This window comes from Candidatus Blastococcus massiliensis AP3 (genome assembly GCF_000582785.1).
GTDB classification, from domain to species: domain Bacteria; phylum Actinomycetota; class Actinomycetes; order Mycobacteriales; family Geodermatophilaceae; genus Blastococcus; species Blastococcus massiliensis.
Genome location: NZ_HG931175.1, coordinates 89901 through 114449, shown reverse-complemented (window position 1 = coordinate 114449; position 24549 = coordinate 89901). Strand labels below are relative to the sequence as shown.

Here is a 24549-nt window from a genome sequence, read left to right as displayed (position 1 = left end):
ACGGACGGCGGGCGCGCCCGCGTAACCTGGGCGCGTGCCCCGCCAGGTCCATCTCTTCGACCGTCCGAGCCGATTCGTCGCCGGAACCGTGGGCCAGCCAGGAGACCGCACCTTCTACCTGCAGGCCTCCGACGACGCCGGCCGCACGGTCAGCGTCGCGTTGGAGAAGACGCAGGTCCAGGTGCTGGCCGACCGCATGGCCGAGCTCCTCGACGAGGTCTCCGGGCGTGCCGACGCGGTCATCCCGCCGGACGCCGACGTCGACGACCTCGAACCGCTCACCCCGCCCGTGGACGAGGAGTTCCGGGTGGCGGCCATGGGCCTGGCTTGGGACGGCGCCGCGCAGGCGGTCGTCGTGGAAGCGGTGGCCGCCGGCGAGGAACCGATCGAGGAGGACGCGATCCTCTCCGACAGCGACGAGGGGCCTGACGCGCTGCGCGTGACCATCACGCCGATGGCCGCTCGGGCCTTCATCGCGCGGGCCCGCCGTGTCATCGCCGCGGGCCGCCCCTCCTGCCCGCTGTGCTCGCTGCCGCTGGACGCGACCGGGCACGTCTGCCCCCGGCAGAACGGGTACCGCCGCTGACCGGCGGCGAGCGATGAGCGAGCGACCCGTCGAACCCGTCCTCCGCGCGCCCGCCGACGACGCCGAGGCCCTGCAGCTGCTGCAGACCGGCGAGATCGACCTCGAGGGGCGGATGCTCGACGCCTCCAACGTGACCCTGGTCGGCGCGATCCGGACGGAGTCGCTCGCCGCCGAGTGCGTCTACAAGCCGGTGGCAGGGGAGCGGCCGCTCTGGGACTTTCCCGACGGCACGCTCGCCGGCCGGGAGATCTCGGCCTACCTGGTCTCCGAGGCCACCGGCTGGCGGGTCGTGCCGCCCACCGTGCTGCGCGACGGCCCGTTCGGCCCCGGCATGGTGCAGCTCTGGATCGACGGGGACGACGAGGTCGACCTCGCGGAGTTCGTGCGCCGGGACGATCCGGCGCTGCGCCGGATGGCCGTCTTCGACGCGGTGGTGAACAACGCCGACCGCAAGGGCGGGCACATCATCCCGGTGCCCGACGGCCACGTGTACGGCGTCGATCACGGCATCTGCTTCTCCGTGGACCCGAAGCTGCGGACCCTGCTCTGGCGCTGGGCGGGCACGAAGCTGCCGGCCGAGGCTGTGCGGGTGCTGGAGGGGCTGGCCGACGGGCTGCGCGGGGACCTGGGGGAGCGGCTGCACGAGCACCTCACCCGGCGCGAGGTCCGCTGCACCCAGCAGCGGGTGGCCGAGATGCTGCGCACCGGCCGGCACCCGGAACCCAGCGGCGACTGGCCCGCCCTGCCATGGCCGCCGTTCTGACGACGAGATCTGCACACCCGCCCCCTTCGGCACGCTGATCCGGGCGACCGGGCCGATCTCGTCGGTGGCGTGATCCAGGATGAGCGCCATGCCGCACCGCTCGCGTCTGTCGATCCTGCTGCTGGACCTGCCGCCGGAGCACCATGCGGCCGGCACCGCCTTCTGGGCCGGGGCCACCGGCCGGACGGCCGAGCCCGACGGCGACGACGAGAAGTGGGCGTCGCTGGGCTCGTTCGCCGAGGGCTGGCACGTCGAGATCCAGCGGACCGGCGAGGGCACGGCGCCCCGCTGGCACGTCGACATCGAGACCGACGACATCCCCGCGGAGGTGGCCCGGCTGGAGGCGCTCGGTGCGACCCGGCACCGCGACATGGGGTCGTTCTGGCAGTTGCTCGACCCGTCGGGGATGGTCTTCTGCGTCGTCGGCATCCAGACCGGCGAGCAGTTCGACCGGCACGCCGTCACCTGGCCCTGAGCCGCGAGGTCCGACGGGAAGATCACCACCCGCTGAGGGCGGTGGTTCCGGGGCCGAAGGCAACCGTGGGCGTGCGGTGATCATTGCGGTGGCTCGCACGGCCCACCGCCGACGCGTCGGCCTCCCGGCCTCGTCCCGGGCCCGAGCGGGGTGGCGTGGACGGGGTCCTTCTAGGCTCGGGTCGTGCTCTCCTGGCCCGCTCCGCTCCTGCCGACCCTGCCCGGGACCGGCCCCGCGCTCAAGGTGCACGACACCGCCCGCGGCGAGGTCGTGGCCACCAGCCCGGACCGGACGGCGCGCATGTACGTCTGCGGCATCACGCCCTACGACGCCACACACCTCGGCCACGCCGCCACCTACCTGGCCTTCGACCTGGTCAACCGGGTCTGGCGGGACGCCGGCCACGCCGTGCACTACGTCCAGAACGTCACCGACATCGACGACCCGCTGCTCGAGCGCGCCGACCGCGACGGCGAGGACTGGGTCGTCCTGGGCATGCGCGAGACGGCGCTGTTCCGCGAGGACATGACGGCGCTGCGCGTCCTGCCGCCGGAGGACTTCGTGGGGGCCGTCGAGTCCATCCCGCGGATCGTCGCCCACATCGAGACCCTGCTCGACGAGGGCCTGGCCTACGTGCTCGACGACGGCACCGGCGACGTCTACCACGACGTCGCGAAGGCGCCGGGCTTCGGCAGCGAGTCCCGCTACGACGAGGCGACCATGCTGGGCTTCATCGCCGAGCGCGGCGGCGACCCCGAGCGCGCGGGCAAGCGGCAGCCCCTGGACCCGCTGCTCTGGCGGGGTGCCCGCCCCGGCGAGCCGACCTGGCCCGGGCCGCGCGGCACCGAGGGCCGGCCCGGCTGGCACATCGAGTGCGCCACGATCGCCCTGGACACGATCGGCATGGGCTTCGACGTCCAGGGCGGCGGCAGCGACCTGGTGTTCCCGCACCACGAGTACTCCGCCGTCCACGCCGAGGCGCTGACCGCCACGGCGACGGGGGAGAAGGGGCCGTTCGCCCGGGCGTACGTGCACGCGGCGATGATCGGCCTCGACGGCGAGAAGATGAGCAAGAGCCGGGGCAACCTGGTCTTCGTCTCCAAGCTGCGCGGCGAGGGCGTCGACCCGATGGCGATCCGGCTGGCCCTGCTGTCCGGGCACTACCGCACCGACCGCGCGTGGACGCCGGCACTGCTCCACGAGGCGCACGAGCGGCTGGACACCTGGCGACGTGCCGTCGCCCAGGACGCCGGGGCGCCGGCCGGGCCGGTGCTGCACGGCCTGCGCGAGCGGCTCTCCGACGACCTGGACAGCCCCGGGGCCATCGCGGTGGTCGACGCCTGGGCGGCCGCCACCCTGTCGGCGGCCGGGGAGCGGGAGGAGCAGGCGCCGGCGGTGGTGTGCGACGCCGTCGACGCGTTGCTCGGCGTGGCCCTGGAGACGTGCGCCGCAACGCCCACGCCCCGGGACCGCTGATGGCAGCCGGCGCTCCCTTCCGCTTCACCGACCGGCCCGCGCGCGAACGGGCCGAGGAGGAGCTCGCCCCGGCCGCGACCCGGTCGGGCGCGAGCCGGGGCCGCGCACGTCCGGAGCAGGAGGACGCCCTGCGGACGGCGTTCGAGCGCGACCGCGACCGCATCCTGCACGCGAAGGCCTTCCGCCGGCTCAAGCACAAGACACAGGTCTTCCTCAACCCCGACGGCGACCACTTCGTCACCCGGCTGACGCACACGCTGCAGGTGACCCAGGTGGCGCGATCGCTGGCCCGGGCGCTAGGACTCAACGAGACCCTCGCCGAGGCGATCGCCCTGGCCCACGATGTCGGCCACTCACCGTTCGGGCACATCGGCGAGGAGGCGTTCGACCCGTACGTGCCCGGCGGCTGGCACCACGCCGCCCAGGGGGTCCGGATCGTCGAGGTGCTCGAGGACCTCAACCTCACCTGGGAGGTCCGCGACGGCGTCCGGGCGCACAGCTGGAAGATCAGCCCGCCGCCGGCGACCCGCGAGGGCGAGTGCGTCCGGTACGCCGACCGCATCGGCTACCTCTCCCACGACGCGCTGGACGCCGTCCGCGCCGGCGTCCTGCGGCCCGCCGACCTGCCCTCCCGCGCCCGCGCCGTCTTCGGGGAGCCGGGCAGCCAGATGGTCGGCGCCATGATCGACGCCGTCGTCGACGGGTCCCTGGCACCGGGCAGCGAGGCCGTGGTGATGGCCGCCGAGCCGCTGGAGGCCATGCACGAGCTGCGGTCGTTCATGTTCGAACGCGTCTACAACTCCGAGACCGCCGCAGGGGCCAAGCAGGTTGCCATCGACGTCATCCGGCGGCTGGTCGACCACCACCTCGCGCACCCCGACCTGATCCCCGCGAGCTACCGCGACACCGAGGCCGACGCCGTCACCCAGGTCGTCGACTACGTGTCCGGGATGACCGACCGCTTCGCGCTGTCCACGCACGACCGCCTCTTCGACGACGACGCGTCCTCCCGCCTGACGCCCCTGCTGCGATAGCCGGCCGGCGCAGGGGCCGTCCTGGCTCATCGGGGAGTGGGCGTCCAGTCACGGATCCTGCGCTGGAGTGCGGGATCGTCGATGCCGGCGGCAAGGGCGCCGGCGGTCGCGAGCGCCGTCGGCGATCCGGCCCTCGCCCGGTGGAGCTGGGCATGGACGACGAGGTCGCGCATGCCACCACGGGCCGCCACGTCCTCCAGGCGATCGATCCCCGCCGCCGTTGCTGTCGAGCCCGCGCGGAAGCCGATCGCGCACGCGATGTCGAGCAGGCGCGCGTACGGCCACAGGTACCAGGGCGCGGGAGCGAGGCCCTGGTCGCACCAGTGCCTGCCGCGCAGCCAGTCGCCCTCGGCCACGGCCAACACGGCCTGGCCGTGGGCGACCGCAGCGATCCAGCAGTGGTCATCGCTCTCCGTCGCCAGCACCCAGGCGTGGTCGAGCAGTGCGCGACCGGTGTCCAGGTCCCCGAGCCCGATCGCTGCCTCGGCCCTGAACGACTCGGGCCACGGGAGGAAGCCGGTCCAGCCCAGGCCGCTGACCTGCCCGAGCGCGCGGTCGAGCACAGCGGCTGCGCGGGAGTGGTCGCCGCGCACCACGTGCAGGCGGCCCGACATGGACAGGGACCACGCCTCCTGGCGCCCGTCGGCGACCTTCCGTGCTGACGATGCCGATGCGTCCAGTGCGGCCAGCGCCCCCGTGTAGTGGGCTCCGTCGCTGAGGCACATGCCGCGCACGCCGAGCAGCCGGGCCCGCTCACCGTCGTCGTCGGTGAGCTGCAGCCCCCGGTCCAGCCAGACGAGGGCGCGCTCGGAAGGCCCCCGCTGCAGGGTCAGGAAGGCGAGCTCGCGGCAGGCGGCAGCGGCCACGTCACCGGCCCCGGCCTGCCGGGCCAGGACCGCTGCCTCGTGGAGGAGCCCGCGGACGGCGGTACCCCGCTCACCAGCACCGTGGACGCGCGCTCCGGCCAGTGCCACGCAGGCGGTAGCCCGCAGCAGGGGGTCACCGACCTCGCTCGCGACGGCGACGGCGCACTGCAACTGGTCCAGCGCACGAGCCACCGCCCCGGAGTCCAGCGAGGCGTGCCCCGCATCGAGGTACGACCGCGTCGTGGCGGCGCTCGCCGGAGTGGCGGCGGGACCACGTCGGAGGACGATCGGGGCCCGCGCCAGGGCCACCACCTCGGCCGGCGGAGCACAGCCCAGTTCGCGCCGGAACAGGTCGGCGCACCGATCGGCCTGCCGGCGTGCGCCCTGCCGGTCGCCGGCCGCCGTCAGGCTGCGCACCAGGACGGCGTGGTGGTCGGCCTCCAGCGGGTTCATCGCCACCGCTCGCGCTGCGAGCCGCGCGGCGGCTCCGGGCTCGCCCGCCGCCAGCAGATCGAGCGCCTGCTCGATCACCACGGTCTCGGCACACACGGCGATGCGACAGCGTTCGGCGGCGAGCCAGGCCTCGAACGCCGGCGAATCGGGGATCGACAGGCCCTCCAACAACTCGTGGCCGGAGCCGGTCAGGGAAAGAGCGTGGCCGGCCTGGCCGGCGGTCAACCGGCGCACGTCGATGTCGCATCCGGCAACGGGATCGAGCACGACCGGATCGCCGTCGACGGTGGCGACTCCTCGCAGTGCCCTCCGCAGTTCACTGAGGTTCCAGCGCAGGGCCCGCAACGGATCCTCGGCCTCGGGGAACAGCAGCGAGGTGAGGTGCCGTCGTGACGGCGGACGCTCGGCGAGCAACAGGTAAGCGAGCAACGCCCATGCCTTGTTGCCACGCAGCGGGGTGGAGATGCCATCGCACTCGATCCGCCGGCTACCGAGCACGCGGACGGAGGCGGTCATGGCATCGCCTCCTCCGACGGATCCGACGGTAGCGGCGGAAGGGCCGCGATGGGCCCCGGCGGGCGGCGGTACCGGGATGCCGGGGCCGCCGCCCCGAGGCTCACACCCCGGCGGGGGCCGCGAGCGCCTTGACGTCGGTCGTCGTGAGGCAGGTGCCGCCGATGCCCCAGTCGCCGCTCGCGACCTCCTCGACGACGACCCAGGTGACGCCGCGCATGGCCTCGCCCTCGATCGCGACCATCGCGTCGGTCAGTCGTTCGACGATGGCGTGCTTCTGGTCGGGGGTGAACACGCCCTGGATGACCTTGACGTTGATGAACGGCATGACCTCTCCTCTGCTCCGTCGGCACGCTGTGCGCCGCGCGGTCCGACCGTGCACCGCGGGGGTGTGACGGAGCGTGTGAGCAGAGGAAGTCGTAAGGGCGGGAGTGGTTCCCGAGTCAGCCGCCCGAGGTCCCGCGGCGCTTGAGGTAGCGCTCGAACTCGCGGGCGATCTGGTCGCCGTTGGCCTGCGAGAGGTCGACCTCGGCCGCCCTCTCCTCGAGGGAGCGGACGTACTCGACGACCTCCTCGTCCTCGCTGGCCATCTCGTCGACCGTGGTCACCCAGTCGTCGGCCTGCTGGGGGAGGGCGCCCAGGGGCACCGCGAGCTCCAGCACCTCCTCGACCCGCTGCAGCAGGGCGACCGTCGCGCGCGGCGAGGGCGGCTGCGACACGTAGTGCGGGACGGCGGCCCAGAAGCTGATCGCCGGCAGCCCGGCCTGCACGCAGGCGTCCTGGAAGACGCCGAGGATGCCGGTGGGCCCCTCGTAGCGGGAGGTCTCCAGTCCGTAGGCCTGCGCCGACTCCTGGTCGTAGGCCGAGCCCGTGACCGGCGTCGGGCGAGTGTGCGGTGTGTCGGCGAGCAGCGCGCCCAGGGCGACGACGGTCTGCACGTCGAGTTCGTGCAGCAGCCCGATGAGCTCCTCGCAGAACGAGCGCCAGCGCATGTTGGGCTCGATGCCGCGGATGAGGACGACGTCGCGCTCGCTGCCCGTCGGGCGGGCCACCGAGATCCGCGTGGTGGGCCACTCGATGCGCCGGCTCACCCCGTCCACCAGGGAGACGGTGGGGCGGTTGACCTGGAAGTCGTAGTAGTCCTCGGGGTCCAGGGCGGCCAGCGGCTGCGCGTCCCAGATCAGCTCGAGGTGCTCGACCGCGCCCGTCGCGGCGTCCCCCGCGTCGTTCCAGCCCTCGAACGCCACGACCACCAGGGGGTCGGTGAGCTCGGGCAGGTCCTCTGCGCGGGACGTCGGGTCGATCACCCCTCCGAGCCTACGTCGATCCGCCCGGGTGGCGCGGCGGACCGCTCCGGAGGGTGAAGCGGGCCATCGGGTCGGCTTCGGAGCCCGGAAGTGAGACGATGGGGGTGACATCGGGACCGCCCAAGCCTGGGCCCACCCGCCGGGGTGCCGGAGCTCGCACAGCCAGAGCGACAGCCCGCACACCCACAGCCGAGCACCACTGGGGATCACCTGTGTCCGAGTCACCCACCCTCCGTCCCGACGCGACGGCCGAGCTGACGGCGCTGCTCGAGCAGCGCATCCTCGTGCTCGACGGCGCCATGGGCACCGCCATCCAGCGGGACCGCCCCGACGAGGCCGGCTACCGCGGCGAGCGCTTCGCGGACTGGCCGAGCGACGTTCAGGGCAACAACGACCTGCTCAGCATCACCCGGCCGGAGATCATCGCCGGCATCCACCGCGAGTACCTCGAGGCCGGCGCCGACCTCCTCGAGACCAACACCTTCAACGGGACGTCGATCTCGCTCAGCGACTACGGCATGTCCGACCTCGCCTACGAGCTGAACGTCGCCTCCGCGCGGCTGGCGCGGCGCGAGTGCGACGCGATGACCGAGCGCACCCCGGACAAGCCCCGGTACGTCGTCGGCGCCATCGGGCCGACCAGCCGGACGGCGTCCATCTCGCCCGACGTCAACGACCCGGGCGCCCGCAACGTCACCTACGAAGAGCTCGTCGCGGCCTACCTCGAACAGGCCAACGGCCTCGTCGACGGCGGGGCCGACATCCTGCTGATCGAGACGATCTTCGACACCCTGAACGCCAAGGCGGCGATCTTCGCGCTGGAGACGCTGTTCGAGGAGCGCGGGCGCCGGTGGCCGGTGATGATCTCGGGCACGATCACCGACGCCTCCGGCCGGACCCTGTCGGGCCAGGTGACCGAGGCGTTCTGGCACTCCGTGCGGCACGTGGCCCCGCTGATGGTCGGGCTGAACTGTGCGCTGGGCGCCAAGGAGATGCGGCCCTACATCGCCGAGCTGTCCCGCATCGCCGACACGTTCGTCTCCGCCTACCCGAACGCCGGCCTGCCCAACGCGTTCGGTGAGTACGACGAGTCGCCCGACGAGACGTCCGCGATCGTCGCCGAGTTCGCCGAGGCCGGGTTCGTCAACGTCGTCGGCGGCTGCTGCGGAACGACGCCCGCGCACATCGCCGCCATCGCCCGCGACGTCGCGGGGAAGCTCCCGCGCTCGGTCCCGGAGGTGCGGCCGGCGTTGCGGCTGTCCGGACTCGAGCCGGTGGTCGTCGACGGGGACACGCTGTTCGTGAACGTCGGCGAGCGCACCAACATCACCGGCTCGGCCCGCTTCCGGAACCTGATCAAGGCCGGTGACTACCCGGCAGCCCTGGCCGTGGCCCGCCAGCAGGTCGAGGCCGGTGCCCAGGTCATCGACGTCAACATGGACGAGGGGATGATCGACGGCGTCGAGGCGATGGACCGCTTCACCAAGCTGATCGCCTCCGAGCCGGACATCTCCCGTGTCCCGATGATGGTCGACTCCTCGAAGTGGGAGGTCATCGAGGCGGGCCTGAGGAACGTGCAGGGCAAGTCCATCGTCAACTCGATCTCCCTCAAGGAGGGCGAGGAGAAGTTCGTCCGCGAGGCGCGGCTGTGCCGCAAGTACGGCGCCGCCGTCGTCGTCATGGCCTTCGACGAGGACGGCCAGGCCGACAACCTCGAGCGGCGCAAGGAGATCTGCCGCCGGGCCTACGACATCCTGACCCAGCAGGTGGGGTTCCCGGCCGAGGACATCATCTTCGACCCGAACGTCTTCGCCGTCGCCACGGGCATCGAGGAGCACGCCAACTACGGCGTGGACTTCATCGAGGCGACCCGCTGGATCAAGCAGAACCTGCCGGGCGCGCTGGTGTCCGGCGGCGTCTCGAACGTCTCGTTCTCCTTCCGCGGCAACAACCCCGTGCGCGAGGCGATCCACGCGGTGTTCCTCTTCCACGCGATCGCCGCCGGCATGGACATGGGCATCGTCAACGCCGGTGCCCTCGAGGTCTACGACGAGGTGCCCCCGGAGCTGCGCGACCGGATCGAGGACGTGATCCTCAACCGCCGTCCCGACAGCACCGAGCGACTGCTGGAGATCGCCGGCGACTACGCCGGGGATGGCAGCGTGAAGGAGGTCGCGACCGAGGAGTGGCGGTCGCTGCCGGTGGGGGAGCGGATCACCCACGCGCTGGTGAAGGGCATCGACGAGTTCGCCGAGAGCGACACCGAGGAGCTCCGGCAGGAGATCGCGGCGCGCGGCGGCCGGCCGATCGAGGTCATCGAGGGCCCGCTGATGGACGGCATGAACGTCGTCGGCGACCTGTTCGGGGCCGGGAAGATGTTCCTGCCCCAGGTGGTGAAGTCCGCCCGCGTGATGAAGAAGGCCGTCGCCCACCTGATCCCGTACATCGAGGCGGAGAAGAAGCCCGGCGACGTGGAGCGCAGCAACGGCAAGGTCGTCATGGCCACCGTCAAGGGCGACGTCCACGACATCGGCAAGAACATCGTCGGCGTCGTCCTGCAGTGCAACAACTACGACGTCGTCGACCTCGGCGTGATGGTGCCCGCCCAGAAGATCCTGGACGCCGCCAAGGAGGAGGGCGCCGACGTCATCGGGCTGTCCGGCCTCATCACGCCGTCGCTGGACGAGATGGTGAACCTGGCCTCCGAGATGGAGCGGCAGGGCTTCGAGATCCCGCTGCTGATCGGCGGGGCGACGACGTCGCGCGCGCACACCGCGGTCAAGGTGGCGCAGAAGTACCACGGGCCGGTCATCTGGGTGAAGGACGCGTCCCGGTCGGTGCCGGTCGTGGCCGCTCTGCTGTCGGACGAGCAGCGGCCCGCGCTGCTCGAGGAGACCGCGGCGGAGTACGAGCGTCTCCGGGAGCGGCACGCCGCCCGCCAGGACTCGCGGACCATGCTGCCGATCGCAACCGCGCGTGCCGCGGCTCCGGCGATCGACTGGAGCGGCTACACGCCGCCGCGGCCGCACATGCTGCTGCAGCAGGCCGCTCAGGCGGACACGGGGGCCCTCTGCACCGGCCCCGCCTGCGACCACGTCCAGCACCGGGCGACCCAGTTCGTGAAGACGCTGACCGACTACCCGCTCGAGGAGCTGCGCGGGTACATCGACTGGCAGCCGTTCTTCAACGCGTGGGAGATGCGGGGCCGGTTCCCGGACATCCTGCACAACCCGACCACCGGTGAGGCTGCCCGGCGGCTGTACGAGGACGCCCAGGAGATGCTCGACCGGGTCATCGCCGAGAAGTGGCTGCGGGCCAACGGGGTGTTCGGGCTGTTCCCGGCGAACCAGGTCGAGGGCGACGACATCGAGGTCTACACCGACGAGTCGCGCGCCGAGGTGCGCACCGTGCTGCACCAGCTCCGGCAGCAGACCGAGGGCCGTGACGGATCACCCCGCAAGTCGCTCGCGGACTTCGTCGCGCCGAGGGAGACCGGGCTGGCCGACTACGTCGGCGCGTTCGCGGTGACCGCGGGACTCGGCTCCACCGAGCGGATCGCGCAGTTCAAGAAGGACAACGACGACTACAGCGCGATCCTGCTGGAGTCGCTGGCCGACCGGCTCGCCGAGGCGTTCGCCGAGCGGCTGCACGAGCGGGTGCGCAAGGAGTTCTGGGGCTACGCCCCGGACGAGACGCACGACAACGAGGCGCTGATCGCCGAGAAGTACCGCGGCATCCGCCCGGCACCGGGCTACCCGGCGTGCCCCGAGCACACCGAGAAGCAGACGATCTGGGAGCTCCTCGACGTCGAGGCCAATGCCGGCATCGAGCTGACCGAGAGCATGGCCATGTGGCCGGGCGCGGCGGTCAGCGGGCTGTACTTCTCCCACCCGGAGTCCCAGTACTTCCTGCTGGGCCGCGTCGGCCGGGACCAGGTCGAGGACTACGCCCGCCGCAAGGGCTGGACCGTCGACGAGGCAGAGAAGTGGCTGTCGCCGAACCTGGGCTACCGGACCGAGGACGAATAGAAGGACCCCGGTGCCCCCCGCGGCCGTTTCATCACGTCACCTCACTCGACCACGAGGACGTCGGCGAAGGACGTCGACGGGCGGCCGGTGAACGGGTACTCGCCCGGCCGCTGAGGAGCGACGAAGGACGACAGCGTCCCCGCCGGGACGGCGACGTCGAAGGAGCCGTCGGCCGACGTCAGCGTCACCTCGCCGCCGGAGTCGTTGAGCACCGTGACCCGGGAACCGGCAGCCACCGGCCGGGCGACGTGGAAGCGTTTGTCGTCGACGAGGATGCCGACCGACAGGTCGCCGTGGTCGTGCCCGGCCATGGGGTCGGCCGCCGCGTCCGGGACCGGCGTCTCCGCTGCGGGCGCGCTGGTCGCGGGGCCGGAGGGCGCGCCGCCGGCCGGGGGTGGCGACGCTGCGAGCGCGACCGCGAGCGTCACGGTCGCCAGCATCAGCCCGACTTCCCCGGCGGCGAACCGGCGGAAGCCGCGGCCGTCGCCGGCGCGGAGCCGGGGGAGGGTGCGCCGGCGGTGCTGCCGGCCGAGCAGCCCGATCGCTGTCAGCCCCGCGGTCTTCGCCACCAGCAGCGCGCCGTAGCCGGTACCCAGCGCGGGAAGCACCGCGCCCGTTCCGCCCAGCACCAGCACCGCGGCGACGACGCCGGACACCGCCGTCGCGAGGAAGCAGACCAGGGCGAGGCGGCTGAACCGGGGTGCGGCCGTCGTGGTCGCTGCCCTCCCACGACCGTGGACGAGCAGGGCGAGCAGCCCTCCGACCCAGACGGTGGCGGCCACGACGTGGATACCCAACGTGGTGACGGCGAGCAGGTGGTCCTCGGACGCGGCGGAGTGACCGGCGAGCGCCACCGGGAGGAGAACCGCCGCCGACGCGACGGCGAGCAGGATCCGGGCGCCGGTCGCACGGGTGCAGCGGCGTGCCGCGACGAACAGGGTGAGGCCGAGCGTCGTCCCCAGGAGCGCGGCGCGGCCGGCGCCTGTGTCCTCGAGGAAGACCTGGAGCGAGGCCCAGGACACCGACGTGGGTGAGGTGCCCAGGAGCCGGCTCAGGGTGAGGACGGCGCCCAGCGCGGTGGCTGCCGTCCACGTCAGCGCCCAGATGGAAGCGGCACGGAGCGCTCTCCGCGACTCCGCGGGCAGCGCACCGTCGCGGCCGGGCAGCAGGACCGCGGCGAACAGCAGCGTTCCGACCGTTCCCACGGCTGCGATCCGGCCGGCCAGCGTGACCAGTGGGAGGCCCCACTCGACGATCCGACCGGCCGAGGGCAGCGCGGTGGCAGCGTCCGCAGTCTCGCCGGCACCGACGGCGGTCGCCCAGAACAGCAGCGCCCCCAGCCCCATCGCCCCGAGGGTCGCCGCGAGCGCGTACCGGCGGTGCCGGCCTGCCCGCAACCGGCCGTCCGTGACCGGGGGAGGGGGCGGCGCCAGGGCGCCCGGCGCGGCGCTGCTCACGTGTGTCGCCGCACCCGGGTCACGAGCACCGGGCCGAGCCCGACGAGGACGACGGCACCGACCACCAGCCACACCGGCGCGATCACCGGCTCGGCCGGGGCCGGCTCCGCGGCCGACGACGACACCTCGGACGTGGCTTCCGCCGGTGCGCTGCCCGTGGCCACCGTGAACTCGAAGGTGCCCGACAGCGGGTGCCCGTCGGAGGACGTGCTGCGCCACTCGACGCGGTAGATGCCCGGGGCCGGGTCGCCGGCGATCGCCTGCACCACCGTCGTGCCCCGGATCTCCGTGGCGCCGGAGGACACGGAGTCGCCGACGGGCCCGGTCACCGCGACCACGGTGCCCAGGGGGAGCGGCTCGCCGGTGAACTCCAGCTCGACCGACCTGGGCGCAGCGGGGACCGTGCTGCCAGTCGCCGGGCTGGTGCCGACCAGGCCGTCGTGCGCGAGCGCGGACGTCGACGTGCCCAGGACCATCATCACGGCCCCGGCGAGCAGGACCAGCACCGTCTTCGCTCGCCGGAACGCCGGCCCCACGAACGCGCCACTCGAAGCAGTCATACCCGTCCTTCGTCGGCGGCCCGGTTCCCGGATGGCGATCCGCCCAGCCTCGCGGCGGGATAGGTCACGGGCAACCCAACGGTGCACAACAAGATAACGATCGTGTGAATCGGACATCGGAATGAACCACCCGGGGCAGGCACGCCGAACACCGGATGGGTCGACGCGGTGGCGGGGAGTTCCTCCGCCGGGGGAACCGCCATCCGGCCGAGGTCCCAGGGGACCTGCTCGAGGCGAGCGCACCAGCGCACTCGTCAGCACGACGGGCGGTGGTTACCAACCGCAGCCTGCCGGCATCACCACCGCGGTGCTGCCGGTTCTACCGAACCGACGAGGAGCACACCTTGCGCAAGGCATTCGCACTCCCGACCGTCGCCATCGCCGCCGCGGCCTTCCCGCTGTTCGCCATGTCCGCCGCCTCGGCGCACGAGGGCAGCTCGAGCTACCAGGCCAACCTCGCCTCCGTGAACGGATCGGGTGTCTCCGGTACCGGGATGGTGACCCTGGACGGCAACACGGCAACCGTGAAGATCCAGGCGTCCGGCCTGCTCGCCGGCTCCCCGCACGCCCAGCACTTCCACATCGGCGCGCAGGGCACCTGTCCCACGAACGGCCTCGAGGACGACGCGGACGGCGACGGCTTCGTGAGCGTCACCGAAGCCGCCAAGTACTACGGCGCCATCGGGACGTCGCTGACCCTCGACGGCGACACCAGCCCGGACAGCGGCCTGGCCGTCGACCGCTTCCCGACCGCCGAGGGTGGCTCGATTAGCTACGACCGCACCTTCGAGGTGACCGATGAGGTGCACCAGGCGTTCGAGGCCGGCACCGCCGTCATCGTGCTGCACGGCATCGACAAGGACGGCAGCGGCGCCTACGACGGCGACGTCGTGAGCGACCTCGACGAGTCGCTGCCCATGGAGGCCACCGCCCCGGCCGCCTGTGGTGGTCTGAAGGCCGCGCAGATGGGCACCACGCCCTCCGGTGGCGCCGAGACGGGCGCCGGAAGCACGGCCGGCCTGGAGAACCAGGGCGCCATCGGCGTCGGCGCGCTGGCCGCCGTCGGTGCGGCTGCCGCGGGTGCCGTGGCCTACCGCCGTCGTCAGGCCGACCAGGCCTGATCCGGCTGCCCGGTGGCGCGGGAGGCCGCACGCCGCCCGCGCCACCGGGCTCCCCCACCCCTCTTCTCGGAAGGACACCCATGACGGAGCAGAGCGCCCGCCGGCCGAGCACCCGAACCTGGGTCGCCCTGGCGGTAGCCCTCGCCGTCGTGGCGGCCGTCGCCCTCGTGGTGGCGGTGACCGGGCAGCAGCGGGCCCCGCAGCCGGCCGCGACCACGGCGGACCGGTCCTCGTCGCCGTCGGCCGAGCGCGCCCCGGCCACGGTGCCCGGGCAGCCCACGGCAGCCGTCGACGAGGCGGCCGTCGTACCCGACCCGGTCTCGGTCGCGATCCCGGCGATCGACGTGACCAGCGACCTGCTGCGCCTGGACCTGAACGACGACGGCAGCGTGGAGGTACCGCCGCTGGAGCCCGACGACCAGGCCGGCTGGTACCAGCGCGGCCCCGCACCGGGAGCGGTCGGCCCGGCGGTGATCCTCGGGCACGTGGACTCCGCCGAACACGGGCCGGGCGTCTTCTTCGACCTCGGCGCGCTGCGGCCGGGCGCCGAGGTCACGGTGGCCCGCGCCGACGGCACGGTGGCCGTGTTCGCCGTCGACCGGGTGGAGCGGCACCGGAAGGACGAGTTCCCGACCATCGCGGTCTACGGCGACACCGCGGACGCGCAGCTACGCCTGATCACCTGCGGAGGCGACTTCGACTCCGCGGCGCGCAGCTACGAGGACAACGTGATCGCCTTCGCCACCCTGGTCGACATCCGTCCGGTCTGACACGGCGCCGGCCGGGCGGTGCCTGCCCGCGCCATAGACTGCCGGGTGTGTCGGGGGCTCCGGGAGTTGAAGGGGACTCCGGCAGTCCCTCGACGGACCACGGGCTCCGGGCGGTGCTGTTCGACATGGACGGCACGCTCGTGCAGACCGAGGAGTACTGGACCGAGGCGCTGTTCGAGCTCGCCGCCACGCTCGGCGGGCGGATGTCCGCCGAGGCCCGGGCGTCGACGGTCGGCACGAGCATGCGGCGGGCGATGGGCGTGCTGTACGCCGACCTGGGCGTGGTCCGGAGCGAGGAGCAGCTGCAGGCCGACGCCCACCGGGTGGAGGAGCGGGTGGCCGAGCTCATGGCCGCCGGCATCCCGTGGCGGCCGGGCGCCCAGGAACTGGTGACGGCGGTCCACGCGGCCGGACTGCGCAGCGCCCTGGTGACGACGACGCCGCGCCGGCTCACCGACATCGTGCTCGGCCGCATCACGGCCGACCTGGGCGGCGACCCGTTCGACCTGACCGTGTGCGGTGACGAGGTGCCCGCGCGCAAGCCCGATCCCGCGCCCTACCTGCAGGCGATGGGCGCCCTGGGCGTCGTCCCCGGGGAGTGCGTGGTGATCGAGGACTCGCTGGTCGGCGTCACGTCCGGGCTGGCCGCCGGCGCCGCCGTTCTGGGCGTGGCCGGGTTCCAGCCGGTCCCGCCCGCGCCCGGGCTCACGCAGGTGGACACCCTGGCCGGTGTCGGGTTGCCCGAGCTCGCCGAGGTGCTGGCCGCGCGGGAGCCGGTGGACGCGACCGCCCGATGAGTTCCGCGCGGCTCCGGCGTCTGTGCTGGTGAGGGCGGCCGGGGAGCCGACCCCCAGCCACGGCAGGAGAGCGCATGAGCACGGCAGACGGCGGCAGCGTCAAGGGTCCCGCGTCCTACTTCCCCTCCATCGAGAAGAAGTACGGGCGTCCGGTGGGGGAGTGGCTCGACCTCGTCCGCAGCTCACCGCTGGACACGCACATGGCCCTCGTGAGCTGGCTGAAGACCGAGCACGGCCTCGGCCACGGACACGCCAACGCACTGGTCGCCCACGTGCGCGCCCAGCGCTGACCTCAATCGCGCTCGACGACGGGGAGGGTCTGCCAGCCCGCCGCCGCGGCGGCGTCCGCGGGGAACGGTGGCGGAGTGCCACCGAACGCCGGGCAGACCGCCTGGTGGTCGCACCAGCCGCACAGCCGGCTCTTGTTCGGGCGGAAGTCGCCGGTGCTGACCGCACGCTCGATCGCCGACCAGATCGCCAGCAGGGTGCGCTCGAACCGGAGCAGCTCCTCCTCGTCGGGGGAGTACGTGAGCGCGTCGCCGTCGCCCAGGTAGATCAGCTTCAGCTGGGCGGCCACCACGCCACGGGTGCGCCAGAGCACCAGTGCGTAGAACTTCATCTGGAACAGCGCCTTGTTCTCGAACGCCTCGCGGGGCATCGAGCCGGTCTTGTAGTCGACCACCCGCAGCGCGCCGCTCGGCGCGATGTCGAGCCGGTCGACGAAGCCGCGGAGCAGGAGGCCATCGGGCAGGGTGACCTCGACCAGCTCCTCCCGTCCGGCGGGCTCGATGCGGGTCGGGTCCTCGATCGTGAAGTAGCGCTCGACCAGCTTCCCGGCCGACGCCAGCCAGGCATCCACCGACTCGGGCGCGTTCACGTCGGTCTCGGCCCCCTCGCCCTGGGTGGTCGCGAACAGCTCCGCAACCTCCGGTTCGGCCTGCAGGTCCGTCCAGGCCGGCTCCAGCAGCTCCAGCGCGCCGTCGACGGTGCGCTGCGCCGGCGGCAGGTCGTACAGCCGCTCGAGCACCGAGTGGACGAGCGTCCCGCGCACCATGGCGAGGCTCTTGCGCTCGGGCAGGCGGTCGATGGTCCGGAAGCGGTAGAGCAGCGGGCAGGTCTTGAAGTCGGCCGCGCGGCTCGGCGACAACGAGGGGCGACGGGGCGCCTGCTCGGGCAGGGCGGAGCCCTCCGCAGGGGGCTCCGGAGCCTTCGCGAGCGTCCCGTCGTTCTCCACCGTCACCGTCATGCACCCGAGGCTAGGTCGGTGCCCTGACACTTCCGAGTGCCCGCGCCGCACTGGGGACACGGGTCACACCGGTCCCGTCCGTACGCTCGGCGCCCGTGGACACCCAGCAGGCTGCCGACATGGACCCCTCGACCGATGGCCCTCCTGCAGGGGCCCGCCGCGAGCCTGCGAGTGGTGGGGGGCAGGAGGGTCCTTCCACGGTGGAGGGCGCTTTCGTCGTCGGCGACCGGGTGCAGCTGACCGACCCGAAGGGGCGGATGCACACCGTCGTCCTCGAGGCCGGCAAGCAGTTCCACACCCACCGCGGCGCGATCGAGCACGACGACCTCATCGGCGCGCCCGAGGGCTCCGTCGTCCACTCGACCGCCAACACCGGGTACCTGGCGTTCCGGCCGCTGCTGGCCGACTTCGTGCTCTCCATGCCGCGCGGTGCCCAGGTCATCTACCCGAAGGACGCCGCCCAGATCGTCGGCTTCGGCGACGTGGGCCCCGGCATGCGCGTGCTGGAGGCCGGGGCCGGCTCGGGCGCGCTCAGCTGCTCGCTGCTCCGGGCCGTCGGTTCCAGCGGCTCCCTGACCAGCTACGAGCGCCGCGAGGACTTCGCCGACGTCGCCCGCGGCAACGTCGGGGCCTTCTTCGGCGAGGTGCCCTCGAACTGGAGCCTGCGACTGGGCGACCTGGCCGACCACCCCGCCGATGAGGTCGTGGACCGCGTCGTCCTCGACATGCTGGAGCCCTGGGCGGTGCTGCCGACGGTGGCCGCCGCCCTGCGCCCGGGCGGCGTGCTCGTCGGCTACGTGGCGACGACGACGCAGCTGTCCACCTACGTCGAGGCGCTGCGCGCGCAGGGCGTGTGGACCGAGCCGCACGCGTGGGAGTCGCTGCTGCGGCCGTGGCACGCGGTCGGCCTGGCGGTGCGCCCCGAGCACCGGATGGTGGCGCACACCGCGTTCCTCGTGACCGCCCGGCGGCTCGCCGAGGGCGCCGTCGCCCCCATCCGGCAGCGGCGCGCGCAGAAGCACTGAGGAAGGACCTGGGACGGGTGGGACGGGGGTTCACGCCGACGTTCCCGGGCCCGCCCGCGAGCCCGAGGCGGACTGTCGGCGCGCGTGTATAGATTTGGCTCCTGGCTCTCCCGATGTGTGCGGAGGTGCGCGATGGGCCCAGGTCCGATCGATGGTCCCGACGAGTCGAAGGCGCGGCGCGAGCGTGACGTCGCTTCGCTGCTCACCCAGATCTCCTACCTCGAGGAGGAGATCGGTCTGCTCCGCCGCAAGGTCGCCGACAGCCCCCGCCAGTCGCGGGCGCTGGAGGAGCGGATCGCCGAGGCGGAAGGCCGCGCGGCGTTCCTCTCCGAGCGCAACGACAAGCTGTCCTCGACCCTGCGGGACGCTCGCGAGCAGCTGATCACGCTGAAGGAGGAGGTCGACCGGCTCGGGCAGCCCCCGTCCGGCTACGGCGTCTTCCTGGAGCGGCACGAGGACGGCTCGGTCGACGTCTTCACCGGTGGCCGCAAGCTGCGGGTGTCCCTCTCGCCGAACGTGGAGGGGCTGGATCTCCGGCCCGGCCAGGAGGTCATGCTCAACGAGGCGATGAACGTCGTCGAGGCGCGGGGCTTCGAGCGCGCCGGCGACGTCGTCATGCTCAAGGAGCTGCTGGAGCCGATCGACGGCGTCACCCCCCGGGCGCTGGTCATCGGGCACACCGACGAAGAGCGCGTGGTCTACCTCGCCGACTCGCTGGCCGACCAGCCGCTGCGGGCCGGGGACTCGCTGCTGCTGGAGTCGCGGTCGGGCTACGTCTACGAGCGGATCCCGAAGAGCGAGGTCGAGGAGCTCGTCCTCGAAGAGGTCCCGGACATCGACTACGGCGACATCGGTGGTCTCTCGCGGCAGATCGAGCAGATCCGCGACGCCGTCGAGCTGCCGTTCCTGCACGCCGACCTGTTCCGCGAGTACCAGCTGCGCCCGCCGAAGGGGATCCTGCTGTACGGCCCGCCCGGCTGCGGGAAGACGCTGATCGCCAAGGCCGTGGCCAACTCGCTGGCCAAGAAGGTGTCGGCGCTCAAGGGGGAGGGACAGGGCAAGTCCTACTTCCTCAACATCAAGGGCCCCGAGCTGCTCAACAAGTACGTCGGCGAGACCGAGCGGCACATCCGCCTGGTCTTCCAGCGGGCGCGCGAGAAGGCCAGCGAGGGCACACCGGTCATCGTGTTCTTCGACGAGATGGACTCGATCTTCCGCACCCGGGGTTCCGGGATCTCCTCCGACGTCGAGTCGACGATCGTCCCGCAGCTGCTCAGCGAGATCGACGGCGTGGAGGGCCTGGAGAACGTCATCGTCATCGGCGCCTCGAACCGCGAGGACATGATCGACCCGGCGATCCTCCGGCCCGGCCGGCTCGACGTGAAGATCAAGATCGAGCGACCGGACGCCGAGGCGGCGCGGGACATCTTCAGCAAGTACCTGCTGCCGACGCTCCCGCTGCACCCCGACGACCTGGCCGAGCACGGCGGCAGCCGCGAGGCGACGATCGCCGGGATGATCCAGCGCACCGTCGAGCGCATGTACACCGAGGTCGAGGAGAACCGCTTCCTCGAGGTCACCTACGCCAACGGTGACAAGGAGGTCCTGTACTTCAAGGACTTCAACTCCGGCGCGATGCTGCAGAACATCGTCGACCGCGCGAAGAAGATGGCCATCAAGGAGCGCCTGGAGACGGGGACCGGAGGCCTCCGGGTAGGCCACCTGATGCAGGCGTGCGTGGACGAGTTCAAGGAGAACGAGGACCTGCCCAACACCACCAACCCCGACGACTGGGCCCGCATCTCGGGCAAGAAGGGCGAGCGGATCGTCTACATCCGCACGCTCATCAGCGGCAAGGGGAACGAGTCGGGCCGGGCGATCGACACGGCGACGAACACCGGCCAGTACCTGTAGTCGGTACGACGGCCCGGTCCGCGAGGGCCGGGCCGTCGTCGTGCCGGGTCACTCGCGGAGGTCGAGCGACGCCAGGAAGTCCATCACCCGGCGCAGGACCAGGGCGGCCGCCTCGGCGTCGTGGTCAGGCAGGCTGCGGTCGGTGAACAGGTGGGCGTCGCCGGGATAGACGAACAGCTCCGCGCTGTCGACCTCCGCGGCGAGCGCCCGGGCGACGTCGAGGTCACCCCACTCGTCGTCCTGTGTGGTGTGCAGTTGCACCGGCAGCCCGGGCGGCCAGGAGCCACCGAACTCGGACGGCGGAGCGCAGCCGTGGAGGAACAGGGCACCGCGGGCGCCCGGGCGGTTCTGGGCCAGCGCCTGGGCCGGCATGACCCCGAGGGACGCCCCTGCGTAGACGACGTGCCTCGGCAGCGTCTCCGCCACCTGCCGGCCGAGGTCGACGACCGTGCCGAACCCCAGCCGCCGGACGTGGTTCATCCCCTCGTCCAGGGTGGCGTACGTCGCGCCGTCGAAGAGGTCCGGCGTGTGCACGACGTGCCCGCCCGCCCGGATGTCGTCGGCGAGGGCCAGGAGCCCGTCGGTCAGTCCCTGGGCATGGTGGAACAGCAACACCTCGGCCACGGAGGAAGGCTAGGGGGCGCGGTGCCGTCGCGGCGGGTCGTCGTCGCGCCACCGTGTTCTGCCGGGCCGCCTAGGGTTGGGTCATGAGCGTGCGGCGGGTCATGGGCACCGAGGTCGAGTACGGCATCTCGGTGCCGGGGCAGCCGACGGCCAACCCCACCACGCTGTCCAGCCAGGTGGTCAACGCCTGGGCTGTGGCCGATGCCCCGACGCGGCGGCGTCCCCGGTGGGACTTCGAGGAGGAGTCGCCGCTGCGCGACGCCCGCGGGTTCGACCTCACCCCGGCCCAGGCGCTGGACCACAACGACCTGGACGAGGACACCGGGATGGCCAACGTCATCCTCACCAACGGCGCGCGGCTCTACGTGGACCACGCCCACCCGGAGTACTCCTCGCCGGAGGTCACCAACCCGCGCGACGTCGTCCTCTGGGACAAGGCGGGGGAGCGGGTGATGGCCGAGGCCACCCGGCGAGCGGCGCAGGTGCCGGGCACGAGCCCGATCCAGCTCTACAAGAACAACACCGACGGCAAGGGCGCCTCCTACGGCGCCCACGAGAACTACCTGATGGACCGCCGGACGCCGTTCATCGACATCATCCGGGGGCTGATCCCGTTCTTCGTCACCCGGCAGGTCTTCGCCGGCGCGGGCCGGGTGGGCATCGGCACGGAGAGCCGGACGGCCGGCTTCCAGATCTCCTCGCGAGCGGACTTCTTCGAGGTCGAGGTGGGCCTGGAGACGACGCTCAAGCGGCCGATCATCAACACCCGCGACGAGCCGCACGCCGACGCGGACAAGTACCGCCGCCTGCACGTCATCATCGGCGACGCCAACCTCGCCGAGCTGTCCACCTACCTCAAGGTGGGGACGACGTCGCTCGTGCTGGCGATGATCGAAGCGCGGGCCCTCTCGCACGACCTCGCGCTCGAGGAGCCGGTCCAGGCGCTGCAGGCGATCAGCCACGACCCGTCGCTCACGCACACGATCCGGCTACGCGACGGGCGGAAGATGACGGCCCTGGAGATGCAGGAGCTCTACCTGGAGCAGGCGCAGAAGTTCGTGGCCCAGCAGGGCGACGGCGACGAGCAGACCGCCGACGTGCTGCGCCGCTGGGCCGAGGTGCTCGAGGATCTCGCGATCGACCCCATGCGCTGCGCGGACCGGCTGGACTGGCCGGCCAAGCTGCGGTTGCTGGAGGGGTACCGCTCGCGGGACGGGCTGGACTGGGGCGACTCGCGCCTCAAGCTGGTCGACCTGCAGTACTCCGACGTACGGCCCGACAAGGGGCTCTACAACCGGCTCGTCGCGCGCGGCTCGATGCAGCGGCTGCTCACCGACGAGGAGGTCGAGCGGGCGGTCATCCACGCACCCGACGACACCCGGGCCTTCTTCCGCGGCGAGTGCCTGCGGCGGTACCCGGCCCAGGTGGCCGCGGCGTCGTGGGACTCGGTGGTGTTCGACCTCGGCCGGGAGAACCTCGTGCGCATCCCGACCATGGAGCCGCTGCGGGGCACCCGGGAGCACGTCGGCGCCCTGTTCGAGGCGTCGGCGACAGCTCAGCAGCTGGTCGACACCATCACTGGATCGTGATCCTGCGCCCGGCTGTGTGAGGCGATCTGTCACACCTGGCGGGTAGCTTGCGGATCAACAGCAGTCACCTGAAGGACCGGAGGGCAGCATGGCCACCAGGGACACCGGCGGGCAGCAGAAAGCGACGCGCTCGCGCGAGGAGACCGACGAGGTCGAAGCCTCGGTCGACACCGAGGTGGCCGAGCGCCACAAGGAGGTGACCGAGGACTTCGACGCGATCCTGGACGAGATCGACGAGGTGCTCGAGGAGAACAGCGAGGCCTTCGTGAGGGGTTTTGTACAAAAAGGCGGCGAGTGAATATCTTTGTGCCAAACGCCGCGCAATGAACTCGAAGTACTGCAAGGATTGCGACGACTATCGTCCGGTATCGGCATTCTCCAAGAATGCTCGCAACAAGGATGGCCTCGCGTTCTATTGTCGTGACCATCTTGCCGAGCGTTCCCTGCGTAGCCGGGAAGCGCGACGCACGAAGCCCCGGGTGCAGCGGCGTCCACCGGAGGGGCTCGTCGTCGCCGAGGGGCACAAGTGGTGCCCGGACTGCGACGCCGTCCTGCGCATAGAGGAGTTCGCCAGGAACGTCGCCTCGAAGAGTGGTTACGGCTCATACTGCAAGCCGTGTCACAACGCGAGAGGAAAGCGGGCGCTGGAGAAAGTGGGCGGCGCACGCACCTACCACTTGACGCGCCGGTACGGGATCACGGCCGCGGAGGCCGATCACATACTTCGTACGCAGGACGGGTTGTGTGCGATCTGCCGGTCCGCGCCGGCGAATCACGTTGATCATGATCATTCGACCGGTGCTGTGCGAGCGTTGCTGTGTTTCAACTGCAATGGCGGGCTCGGCCAGTTCAGGGACGACCCCGACGTACTGCGCGCCGCGGCCGAGTACGTTCAGTTCCACAGCCTGAGGCAGCGCGTCCTCGCTGCAGCCGCGGCTGCCGGCCTCGGATCGGTCCGAGCCCTCCGGCCGGGGGAGCCGCCGGTAGGGTCGCAACGACGCCCGGAGGCGCCCCGCACCAGCAGGCGGAGCACCGGGCGGACCAGTGGGTCACGCCGGCGCGAGCAGGCGGGAGAGGCGGATGAGTGAACGAGTCGTCAGCTGGCCGGAGCGGGTTCCCGCCCGCCTACCTGGACCGGGTGGGCTCCTCGTTCACCGACTTCCTGTCCGCCACCGCGCCTGACCTGCTCCCCGGCCGCCGCCCCGTCCCGACCATGCCCGTGGGAGACCTCGCGCCGCACGGCACGACGATCGTCGCCGTCACCTACGACGGCGGCGTCCTCATGGGCGGCGACCGGCGCGCCACCATGGGCAACCTGATCTCGAGCCGCGACATCGAGAAGGTCTACCCGGCCGACTCCTACAGCGTCATCGGCATCGCGGGTGCGGCGGGCATCGCCATCGAGATGGTCAAGCTCTACCAGGTCGAGCTCGAGCACTACGAGAAGATCGAAGGGCTCACGATGAGCCTCGACGGCAAGGCGAACCGGCTCGCCCAGATGATCCGCGGCAACCTCGGCGCCGCCATGCAGGGCCTCGCCGTCGTCCCGCTGTTCGCCGGCTTCGACCTCGACGCGGCGCAGGGCGCGAGCCCGGGCCGCATCTTCAGCTACGACGTCACCGGCGGGAACTACGAGGAGCGCGGCTACGCCGCCGTGGGCTCCGGCTCCCTGTTCGCCAAGAACTCGCTGAAGAAGACCTGGCGCAGCGGCCTGGACGCCGGCGCCGCGACCCGCACCGTCGTCGAGTCCCTCTACGACGCCGCCGACGACGACTCCGCGACCGGTGGCCCCGACCCGGTCCGCCGGCTCTACCCGATCGTCTACCGCGTCGACGCCGAGGGTGCCGTCCGGCTCACCGACGCCGAGGTCGCCGCCGTCGCCGACACGATCGTCACCGAACGGGCCGACGCCGACCGCCGCAACGTCGACCGGGAGGTGTGACGC

The 24549-nt window shown here is 72.2% G+C and carries 23 protein-coding genes; 16 read left to right on the top strand and 7 right to left on the bottom strand.

The annotated features are described in order from the left end of the window. Positions 1-34 precede the first annotated feature (34 nt). The 5 genes from BN344_RS14725 (at position 35) to BN344_RS14705 (ending at position 4334) form a co-directional block, all read left to right on the top strand. Positions 35-586, top strand: coding sequence for a DUF3090 family protein (locus BN344_RS14725; protein WP_040339373.1), 552 nt, complete (start codon positions 35-37; stop codon positions 584-586). 13 nt (positions 587-599) lie between these two features. After that, on the top strand, positions 600-1349 hold the full coding sequence (locus tag BN344_RS14720) for an SCO1664 family protein (protein ID WP_040339372.1): 750 nt from the start codon (positions 600-602) through the stop codon (positions 1347-1349). Positions 1350-1437: 88 nt separating this feature from the next. Beyond that, positions 1438-1824, top strand: a complete 387-nt coding sequence (locus BN344_RS14715) for a VOC family protein (RefSeq protein WP_040339371.1) — start codon at positions 1438-1440, stop codon at positions 1822-1824. Positions 1825-2007: 183 nt separating this feature from the next. Beyond that, entirely contained in the window at positions 2008-3300 is a 1293-nt protein-coding gene (mshC, locus tag BN344_RS14710) for a cysteine--1-D-myo-inosityl 2-amino-2-deoxy-alpha-D-glucopyranoside ligase (protein WP_040339370.1), read from the top strand. Beyond that, on the top strand, positions 3300-4334 hold the full coding sequence (locus tag BN344_RS14705) for an HD domain-containing protein (protein WP_040339939.1): 1035 nt from the start codon (positions 3300-3302) through the stop codon (positions 4332-4334). Before mshC ends, BN344_RS14705 begins: the two co-directional genes overlap by 1 nt. 26 nt (positions 4335-4360) lie before the next feature. On the opposite strand, the gene BN344_RS14700 is transcribed toward BN344_RS14705, so the two are convergent. The 3 genes from BN344_RS14700 to BN344_RS14690 form a co-directional block, all read right to left on the bottom strand. Further along, on the bottom strand, positions 4361-6169 hold the full coding sequence (locus tag BN344_RS14700; protein WP_040339369.1) for a BTAD domain-containing putative transcriptional regulator: 1809 nt from the start codon (positions 6167-6169) through the stop codon (positions 4361-4363). 100 nt (positions 6170-6269) lie between these two features. Then, positions 6270-6494: a tautomerase family protein gene (locus tag BN344_RS14695; RefSeq protein WP_040339368.1), complete on the bottom strand. Its 225-nt coding sequence runs from the start codon at positions 6492-6494 to the stop codon at positions 6270-6272. Between the two features lie 115 nt (positions 6495-6609). Then, positions 6610-7473: a PAC2 family protein gene (locus BN344_RS14690; protein WP_040339367.1), complete on the bottom strand. Its 864-nt coding sequence runs from the start codon at positions 7471-7473 to the stop codon at positions 6610-6612. Positions 7474-7685: 212 nt separating this feature from the next. Here BN344_RS14690 and metH point away from each other — a divergent pair, with 212 nt between their 5' ends. Beyond that, on the top strand, positions 7686-11501 hold the full coding sequence (gene metH / locus BN344_RS14685; protein WP_040339366.1) for a methionine synthase: 3816 nt from the start codon (positions 7686-7688) through the stop codon (positions 11499-11501). 41 nt (positions 11502-11542) lie between these two features. Here the strand turns inward: metH and BN344_RS19155 are convergent, their stop codons facing one another. Both BN344_RS19155 and BN344_RS14675 read right to left on the bottom strand, forming a co-directional pair. Continuing rightward, positions 11543-12958, bottom strand: a complete 1416-nt coding sequence (locus tag BN344_RS19155; RefSeq protein ID WP_051515972.1) for a CopD family protein — start codon at positions 12956-12958, stop codon at positions 11543-11545. Next, complete coding sequence (locus BN344_RS14675; RefSeq protein WP_051515971.1) at positions 12955-13518, bottom strand: copper resistance CopC family protein; 564 nt, start codon at positions 13516-13518, stop codon at positions 12955-12957. Before BN344_RS14675 ends, BN344_RS19155 begins: the two co-directional genes overlap by 4 nt. 344 nt (positions 13519-13862) lie before the next feature. Here BN344_RS14675 and BN344_RS14670 point away from each other — a divergent pair, with 344 nt between their 5' ends. The 4 genes from BN344_RS14670 (at position 13863) to BN344_RS14655 (ending at position 16496) form a co-directional block, all read left to right on the top strand. Beyond that, positions 13863-14639 carry a hypothetical protein gene (locus BN344_RS14670; RefSeq protein ID WP_040339364.1) on the top strand — a complete coding sequence of 259 codons (777 nt, stop codon included), beginning with the start codon at positions 13863-13865 and terminating at the stop codon, positions 14637-14639. 80 nt (positions 14640-14719) lie between these two features. Further along, a complete protein-coding gene (locus tag BN344_RS14665; RefSeq protein ID WP_051515970.1) occupies positions 14720-15409 on the top strand; it encodes a class F sortase in 690 nt (229 codons plus the stop codon). Between the two features lie 47 nt (positions 15410-15456). Continuing rightward, the gene (locus BN344_RS14660; protein ID WP_231486887.1) at positions 15457-16206 is read left to right on the top strand and encodes an HAD family hydrolase; all 750 of its coding nucleotides are present in this window, start codon (positions 15457-15459) and stop codon (positions 16204-16206) included. Between the two features lie 74 nt (positions 16207-16280). Next, positions 16281-16496 carry a DUF4287 domain-containing protein gene (locus BN344_RS14655; protein ID WP_040339362.1) on the top strand — a complete coding sequence of 72 codons (216 nt, stop codon included), beginning with the start codon at positions 16281-16283 and terminating at the stop codon, positions 16494-16496. A 2-nt stretch (positions 16497-16498) separates the two neighbouring features. On the opposite strand, the gene BN344_RS14650 is transcribed toward BN344_RS14655, so the two are convergent. Next, positions 16499-17452: a RecB family exonuclease gene (locus tag BN344_RS14650; protein ID WP_155858904.1), complete on the bottom strand. Its 954-nt coding sequence runs from the start codon at positions 17450-17452 to the stop codon at positions 16499-16501. A 200-nt stretch (positions 17453-17652) separates the two neighbouring features. On the opposite strand from BN344_RS14650, the gene BN344_RS14645 reads away from it, so the two are divergent. Both BN344_RS14645 and arc read left to right on the top strand, forming a co-directional pair. After that, entirely contained in the window at positions 17653-18477 is an 825-nt protein-coding gene (locus tag BN344_RS14645; RefSeq protein WP_040339361.1) for a tRNA (adenine-N1)-methyltransferase, read from the top strand. A 132-nt stretch (positions 18478-18609) separates the two neighbouring features. Beyond that, positions 18610-20391, top strand: a complete 1782-nt coding sequence (gene arc / locus BN344_RS14640) for a proteasome ATPase (RefSeq protein WP_051515969.1) — start codon at positions 18610-18612, stop codon at positions 20389-20391. Positions 20392-20439: 48 nt separating this feature from the next. Here the strand turns inward: arc and BN344_RS14635 are convergent, their stop codons facing one another. Continuing rightward, a complete protein-coding gene (locus tag BN344_RS14635) occupies positions 20440-21015 on the bottom strand; it encodes a dienelactone hydrolase family protein (protein ID WP_040339360.1) in 576 nt (191 codons plus the stop codon). Positions 21016-21098: 83 nt separating this feature from the next. Here BN344_RS14635 and dop point away from each other — a divergent pair, with 83 nt between their 5' ends. The 4 genes from dop (at position 21099) to prcB (ending at position 24546) form a co-directional block, all read left to right on the top strand. Continuing rightward, complete coding sequence (dop, locus tag BN344_RS14630) at positions 21099-22604, top strand: depupylase/deamidase Dop (protein ID WP_040339359.1); 1506 nt, start codon at positions 21099-21101, stop codon at positions 22602-22604. A gap of 88 nt (positions 22605-22692) precedes the next feature. Beyond that, the gene (locus BN344_RS14625) at positions 22693-22902 is read left to right on the top strand and encodes a ubiquitin-like protein Pup (protein ID WP_040339358.1); all 210 of its coding nucleotides are present in this window, start codon (positions 22693-22695) and stop codon (positions 22900-22902) included. Positions 22903-22927: 25 nt separating this feature from the next. Continuing rightward, positions 22928-23692, top strand: a complete 765-nt coding sequence (locus BN344_RS14620; protein WP_081788657.1) for an endonuclease VII domain-containing protein — start codon at positions 22928-22930, stop codon at positions 23690-23692. After that, entirely contained in the window at positions 23689-24546 is an 858-nt protein-coding gene (gene prcB / locus BN344_RS14615) for a proteasome subunit beta (protein WP_197022340.1), read from the top strand. The genes BN344_RS14620 and prcB overlap by 4 nt, the downstream gene beginning before the upstream one ends. The last annotated feature ends 3 nt before the right edge of the window (positions 24547-24549 follow it).

Coding starts and splice junctions, on each gene's coding strand:
- BN344_RS14720 (WP_040339372.1), top strand. CDS start 600: ATGAGCGAGCGACCCGTCGAACCCGTCCTCCGCGCGCCCGCCGACGAC.
- BN344_RS14715 (WP_040339371.1), top strand. CDS start 1,438: ATGCCGCACCGCTCGCGTCTGTCGATCCTGCTGCTGGACCTGCCGCCG.
- BN344_RS14705 (WP_040339939.1), top strand. CDS start 3,300: ATGGCAGCCGGCGCTCCCTTCCGCTTCACCGACCGGCCCGCGCGCGAA.
- BN344_RS14700 (WP_040339369.1), bottom strand. CDS start 6,169: ATGACCGCCTCCGTCCGCGTGCTCGGTAGCCGGCGGATCGAGTGCGAT.
- BN344_RS14695 (WP_040339368.1), bottom strand. CDS start 6,494: ATGCCGTTCATCAACGTCAAGGTCATCCAGGGCGTGTTCACCCCCGAC.
- BN344_RS14675 (WP_051515971.1), bottom strand. CDS start 13,518: ATGACTGCTTCGAGTGGCGCGTTCGTGGGGCCGGCGTTCCGGCGAGCG.
- BN344_RS14665 (WP_051515970.1), top strand. CDS start 14,720: ATGACGGAGCAGAGCGCCCGCCGGCCGAGCACCCGAACCTGGGTCGCC.
- BN344_RS14655 (WP_040339362.1), top strand. CDS start 16,281: ATGAGCACGGCAGACGGCGGCAGCGTCAAGGGTCCCGCGTCCTACTTC.
- BN344_RS14650 (WP_155858904.1), bottom strand. CDS start 17,452: ATGACGGTGACGGTGGAGAACGACGGGACGCTCGCGAAGGCTCCGGAG.
- arc (WP_051515969.1), top strand. CDS start 18,610: ATGGGCCCAGGTCCGATCGATGGTCCCGACGAGTCGAAGGCGCGGCGC.
- dop (WP_040339359.1), top strand. CDS start 21,099: ATGAGCGTGCGGCGGGTCATGGGCACCGAGGTCGAGTACGGCATCTCG.
- BN344_RS14625 (WP_040339358.1), top strand. CDS start 22,693: ATGGCCACCAGGGACACCGGCGGGCAGCAGAAAGCGACGCGCTCGCGC.
- BN344_RS14620 (WP_081788657.1), top strand. CDS start 22,928: ATGAACTCGAAGTACTGCAAGGATTGCGACGACTATCGTCCGGTATCG.